Below are 5002 nucleotides of genomic sequence, written 5' to 3' on the forward strand. Positions count from 1 at the left end.
AGCCGCGGTCAGGCAATTCGTCCGCCATGCCTTTGGCGGCCACCCGGACGACAACGTGCCCTGCGTTTTCGGCCGGTACGAACACGACGAACTCGCGCCGCGCGCCGCTCATGGCCCGTTGCATCGTGCGCAGGATGTCGCCGCGCTCGCCCATGGTGGTCAAAGTCTGTTGCATGCGCGGAGAAAGCCGCCAGTGGTTCGCGTCGATGCGCCCGGCCAGCTCCATCGCCTCCAGCCGCTGCAACCGGGCGCGCAGAACGGTTTGGCGCTGCCGGTCGTTAGGCTGCTGGGTCAGGTCCACGATATCCGCACTGGCCTGCCGCAACAGCGTCCGGTCCAGGCTCGTCAGCCGCTCCTGCTCGACTTCCCGTAGCTGCCCTTGCCGAATATCCAGTTCGGTGCGCGGCCCCAGCCATTCGGTTGCCAGTTCGCTGGCGCGCATGCGCATGCCGTGCGCCATATAGTCCGGCGCAATCACCAGGTCTTGACCCTTTCCTCTACCATCCCCGGCGCGCCCGCGCAGCACGATGTGCGTGTGCGGGTTGTCCGTATCCCAGTGATCGACAGCCACCCAGTCCAGCCGGGTTTCCAGGTCGGTGCTCATGCGCTGCATGAACTCGCGCGTGTAACCGCGCAGGTCTTCCAGCTCCTCGGCATCCTCCACCGAGACGATGAAACGGAACTGGTGGCGGTCACCCTTGCCGCGCTCCTCAAAGGCCTTCAGGTCAGCGGAGTCGGTCTCCGCTCCATAGGCTTGGCCACGCTGTCCATCACGCGTCACGCCATCGCGCTCGATGTAGCGCAGGTGCGTCGATACGGCATTCGCGCCAGCCTTCTTCAGCACCACAAAACGAGACTTGATGATCACGCGTCGCGCGTCGGTTTGAAGCGTGCGGCCCGCTAGGCGAGAGGCCACGCGGCCCCGTCCGAAGGTCGATGCGGGACGCGCATCGCGCGCACCCGAGGTCTTCGCACCGGCCTTCGAGACCTGCTTCAGGACTTGCGAGACAAAGCGCTGCGCGCGCTGGCCGCTTTGCGATCCATCCGGGCGTTTAGGTGCCCCCGGCTTGATGCGCAAGCGATCCTCGTCACGCGAGGCCATGGCACAAGCTCCATCGTAGGTTGGCATACCGCATCAAAGATGGCACGCGGGAAACCTTGAACCCATCCGGCTTTGCGCTCCACGACGGCACGCCGGCTGTAAGCCGTCGTGCCGTGCCCAACCCACGTGCAGACTGACATTGCGGCAAGGTACGTGCCGCCCCTTTTATCTTGCCCTCCGCCTTTCCCGATCGCTGACGCGACCGGCTCCGACGGTCAGGCTGCGATTGTCTGCACGGGTGACGCACCGCAGCCGCAGGCCGTGGTGCAAACGATGTGCAGCGAGACTGCAAGAAGAACGGTATGCAGCGCTGCACGTTCATGGCGTGCCCCACGTCCATAAAGGCTGCGCGCTGCCGATCACGGCGGAGACAGCTATGGGACCGAAGTACCGGCTGTCAAACGATGCCGGATTGCTCGCACTGAGCAGGAACAGCTCACCATCGTGAAGCCGCCGGCATTGTTGCCATGCCGACAGTGGACGGCCACGGCCATCAGTTGCATGGACGCTGGTTACCGCCATGCCGTCGATGCGAACAATGTGCTTTTCGATGCACACCTGCTGTGGTGAAATCGCGCCGATGCGCTTGAGCAGCGGGATGTGCTCAGGCAGGTAGCCACGCTGCGCAGCCAGCGCGGCGGTGTCTGCCGGAAGCCGGGCGAGCACGATGCTGCCGACTCGCAGCGATTCAGGCGGGCCGATGCGATACCAGCCAGGCGGCACGCTGTCGCTGGGGTTGTAGACGATGCGCGCCACCGAGCTATGCAGCGACGGCCAGGCAAGCGCAGCGATGCCGAGGCTGGTGAGCAGCGCGACTGCAACGCGACGGGCGCTCATCGCAGCACCCCGCCTGCGAGGTAAGCGGCATGCCGTTCGACTGTATAAGCCGGCAGCGGCATGCGGGCGGAAAGCCGGTTGCTCAACGTGCGCCAGTACGCGGGCGACACCGCTACCGGATCGATGCCCATTGCTTCTATGGCGTCGATCTGTGGCAAGACCGACTGCACCTGCCGCTCACCCTCTGCGCACAGCACCAGGCGCGCGCCCGGCTGGATGCCGGCAATGCGCTGCACCGCATTGAGTGGCGTACCGGCTTGCAGCACCATGAGCTGCCAGCGCGTCGTACCGTAGTCGTTTGACTCCCATCGCACGCGGCAGAACACAGCCGCTGGTGTGAAGATCGCGCTGCGCCGCCAGCGGTCCAGGCGCAGCTCGCGCACCGGATGACCGAAGCGCAGGTAGAGGTTGATCCGACGTTCGACGAACGCCAGCGAAACGCGCGTCAGCGGCGTGTTGTTCGTGACGCTCGATAGCACGGGATGTGGTGTGGACAAGCTCTCACTAGCGGTCTGTTGGACTGCGTTCATTGCGGCTTCTCCGGGAATTCATGTTCCAGCAGCGCACGCAGCATCTCGGCGACCGTGATGCCGCGTGTGAAGGCTTCAATCTTGATGCGGGCGCGCAGCGCCGGGGTCACGTCGATGGTCAGCCGGGCGCTATAGAGATCGGTTTTTCCGATGTCCGCGCCATCACCGTGGCGCACCCATGCATCGGCATGCGGGTTGGCAGGCGGACGCGCACCAATGGCAACCCGTTTGTTGTTCTTCATCGCGCCATCCTCAACACTTCATCGGCGAGTGCTGCGATCTCGCGTGCAGCGATGCTGTTTGCGTCGAGTTCGCGGGCGAGTCGGCCGCCGGCCACGCTGTCGGCGAAAACGATGCGTTGCCGAACCTCCGACAGTAGCGAGGGCAGCGGTTGATCGGCGAGCGCACCGCGTGCCTCGCGCCCGATCACCGTGGTGCTGATACGCCGGTTGATGACGAAGGCCGCGCGCAGCGTCGGCCGGAACACTTGCGCTTCGCGGATCAGCGACACCATCTCGGCGCTGGCCCACACGTCGTAGGGACTGGGTTGCACGGGAATCAGTACCAGGTCCGCCGCGAGCAGCGCGGAGCGCGCGAGGGCGGCGATCCGGGGCGGACCATCGATCACGATGTGATCGCAGCGCTTGGCGAGATCTGATGCTTCCTGATGCAGCGTTTCCCTGGCCAGACCGACCGCACCGAACAACCTGGGCAAACTGTTCTGGCTGCGCCGCTGCGTCCAATCGAGTGCCGAACCTTGGGGATCGGCATCGATCAGGATCACTGCGCTGCCTTGCATCGCCAGCTCACCGGCGATGTGGGTGGCAAGCGTCGTCTTGCCGACTCCGCCTTTCTGGTTGAGCAGCGCAATGATCATGGCGCGTGCCTCGCATCGAGCTGGTTTATCCACAGCGCGAGGGTGCTTCTTATCGTTAGTTTTATAGATTCAAAGTTAGAACTTAAGTTAGACAGCGCAGAAACCCGCGCCGCACAAGGCTTTGCAGCCGATTCCTGCGCCTGATAGCACGACAGGCCTGCGCCTGATAGCACGAGGATTTCCACTCCCGATAGCACGAGCGTATTCACCGTTTGTCCACAGGTATTGCGCTGGCACTGAAGCTGCCGCCGGGCCGCAACGGTGCCGTGGACGGCACGGCGCGGAAGGTCAGCACCTCCGGCCCGTGCCTGGGCCGCAGGACGGCGAGCGTGTAGCCCGGCAAGGGTTGCCGGGCTACGATGCAACGCAGGTCGTAGGCGAAGTCGGTGAAGCGCGCCATACTCCCAGACTTGCGGTGCAGGTGCGGGAAATCGAAGCGCCAGCCTTCGCGTTGCCAGCCACCGTGCTTGCGTACCAGGCGGTACAGCCAGCGCTCGATACCGCCGGTCAGGCGGAAGTAGTTGGCGTCGATAGTCAGCACCAGGCTTTCTTCGAACACTCCGGCATAGAACCAGTCCGGCAGGATCAGCTCGATGCCCAGCGGCCGGCCTTGGCCGTCCGCACGTTCCTTCCATTCGTTGATCCACGAGAAGCGATGCAGGCGCCGCGCATTGGGTTGGCGAATGGATGTGGCGATGCTGGTGGACTGCAAGCGATCCAGCGCCGCCTTGAGGCGCTGGTAGTCGCGCAGCGACGTGCCGCGACCGATGAAGCGCAGTATTTCGTAGGGTGTGGCCGCCATGAGCCGCGACGAACGCATCCCCGCATCGCGCGCTTCGACGATCTGGCTGGCTGCCCAGATCAGGATGTCGGCATCCCATATCGTCGCCAGGCCATGTTCGGCCGTGCCTTCGACACGCACGGTCACGCTGCTGGTGCGGAAGTCGATCGGCACCGTGCGCTTGCTCTTGGCCAGCGAAAAGAACGGGTAGGCCATCAGGTCTTGTGCATCGCGCGCTGGCAGCTCGCCGGAGAAGGCATGGAACAGTTCGAGCTGCTCGCGCTGCGGGTCGTGCCCGATGGCCATTGGTGACGGTGTCCATCGCCGATCAGCGCGCGCCAGAATGGCGAGCGGCGTATTCGGGGTCGGACGTCATCTCAAAGCTGCGCGCATCGGCCCAGGTTTCGAGGTCGACGACGGCGTACATCACGCGCCGACCAAACTTGCGGAAGCGCGGCCCGCCGCCGATGACGCGCTGCTTTTCCAGCGTGCGCGGCGACAGCCGCAGGAACGCGGCGGCTTCGTCGTTGGTCAGGTAACGCGCTGGCTGCTGGGGGGCGGTGGGTGTGGCTGCGGGTACGTAGTGTTGCGGTAGCGGTTCGGGTCTCAGGGCATGGGCCTCCATCGGTCAAGATCGCCGACGAAGCAATCGCCGCCGGATGGAAGCAGTCTCCGGAAAGTCAGGCGTTCTGTGCAGGGACGTTTTGCGTCGCCGCGTGAACGTCCCTGTGCACACTTGCCGAGTTAGAGTAGGCGGTGGTATCCACCATCCATGAGCGTTTGTCCGCGCCGGATCATGCGGCGGACCTGGGCGCGCAGATCGCCGTCGTCGTACCAATGCTCCGTAACGACGGTGATGCCGAACAACACTTCGG

8 protein-coding genes are annotated in these 5002 nt (G+C 64.6%); all 8 read right to left on the reverse strand.

Translation table 11 applies throughout. The annotated features are described in order from the left end of the window. Positions 1 to 1102 (reverse strand): DUF3363 domain-containing protein (locus PSV05_RS05030; RefSeq protein ID WP_300062427.1); only part of this gene is annotated, 1102 nt, incomplete at its 3' end. Positions 1103 to 1420: 318 nt separating this feature from the next. Then, positions 1421 to 1939 (reverse strand): S26 family signal peptidase, encoded by a 519-nt coding sequence (locus PSV05_RS05035; protein WP_300062430.1) that lies wholly within the window; start codon positions 1937 to 1939, stop codon positions 1421 to 1423. Beyond that, positions 1936 to 2469: a DUF2840 domain-containing protein gene (locus tag PSV05_RS05040; protein WP_300062433.1), complete on the reverse strand. Its 534-nt coding sequence runs from the start codon at positions 2467 to 2469 to the stop codon at positions 1936 to 1938. Before PSV05_RS05040 ends, PSV05_RS05035 begins: the two co-directional genes overlap by 4 nt. Next, positions 2466 to 2711 carry a chromosome partitioning protein ParB gene (locus tag PSV05_RS05045; protein WP_300062436.1) on the reverse strand — a complete coding sequence of 82 codons (246 nt, stop codon included), beginning with the start codon at positions 2709 to 2711 and terminating at the stop codon, positions 2466 to 2468. Before PSV05_RS05045 ends, PSV05_RS05040 begins: the two co-directional genes overlap by 4 nt. Next, on the reverse strand, positions 2708 to 3346 hold the full coding sequence (parA, locus tag PSV05_RS05050) for a ParA family partition ATPase (protein ID WP_300062439.1): 639 nt from the start codon (positions 3344 to 3346) through the stop codon (positions 2708 to 2710). Before parA ends, PSV05_RS05045 begins: the two co-directional genes overlap by 4 nt. 205 nt (positions 3347 to 3551) lie before the next feature. Next, positions 3552 to 4433: a replication initiator protein A gene (locus tag PSV05_RS05055; protein ID WP_300062442.1), complete on the reverse strand. Its 882-nt coding sequence runs from the start codon at positions 4431 to 4433 to the stop codon at positions 3552 to 3554. A gap of 22 nt (positions 4434 to 4455) precedes the next feature. Beyond that, positions 4456 to 4752, reverse strand: coding sequence for a helix-turn-helix domain-containing protein (locus PSV05_RS05060; RefSeq protein ID WP_300062445.1), 297 nt, complete (start codon positions 4750 to 4752; stop codon positions 4456 to 4458). A gap of 119 nt (positions 4753 to 4871) precedes the next feature. Then, complete coding sequence (locus PSV05_RS05065; protein WP_300062448.1) at positions 4872 to 4997, reverse strand: DUF2285 domain-containing protein; 126 nt, start codon at positions 4995 to 4997, stop codon at positions 4872 to 4874. Positions 4998 to 5002: the final 5 nt, after the last annotated feature.

The organism is Thermomonas sp. (genome assembly GCF_029945965.1).
GTDB lineage: Bacteria > Pseudomonadota > Gammaproteobacteria > Xanthomonadales > Xanthomonadaceae > Thermomonas.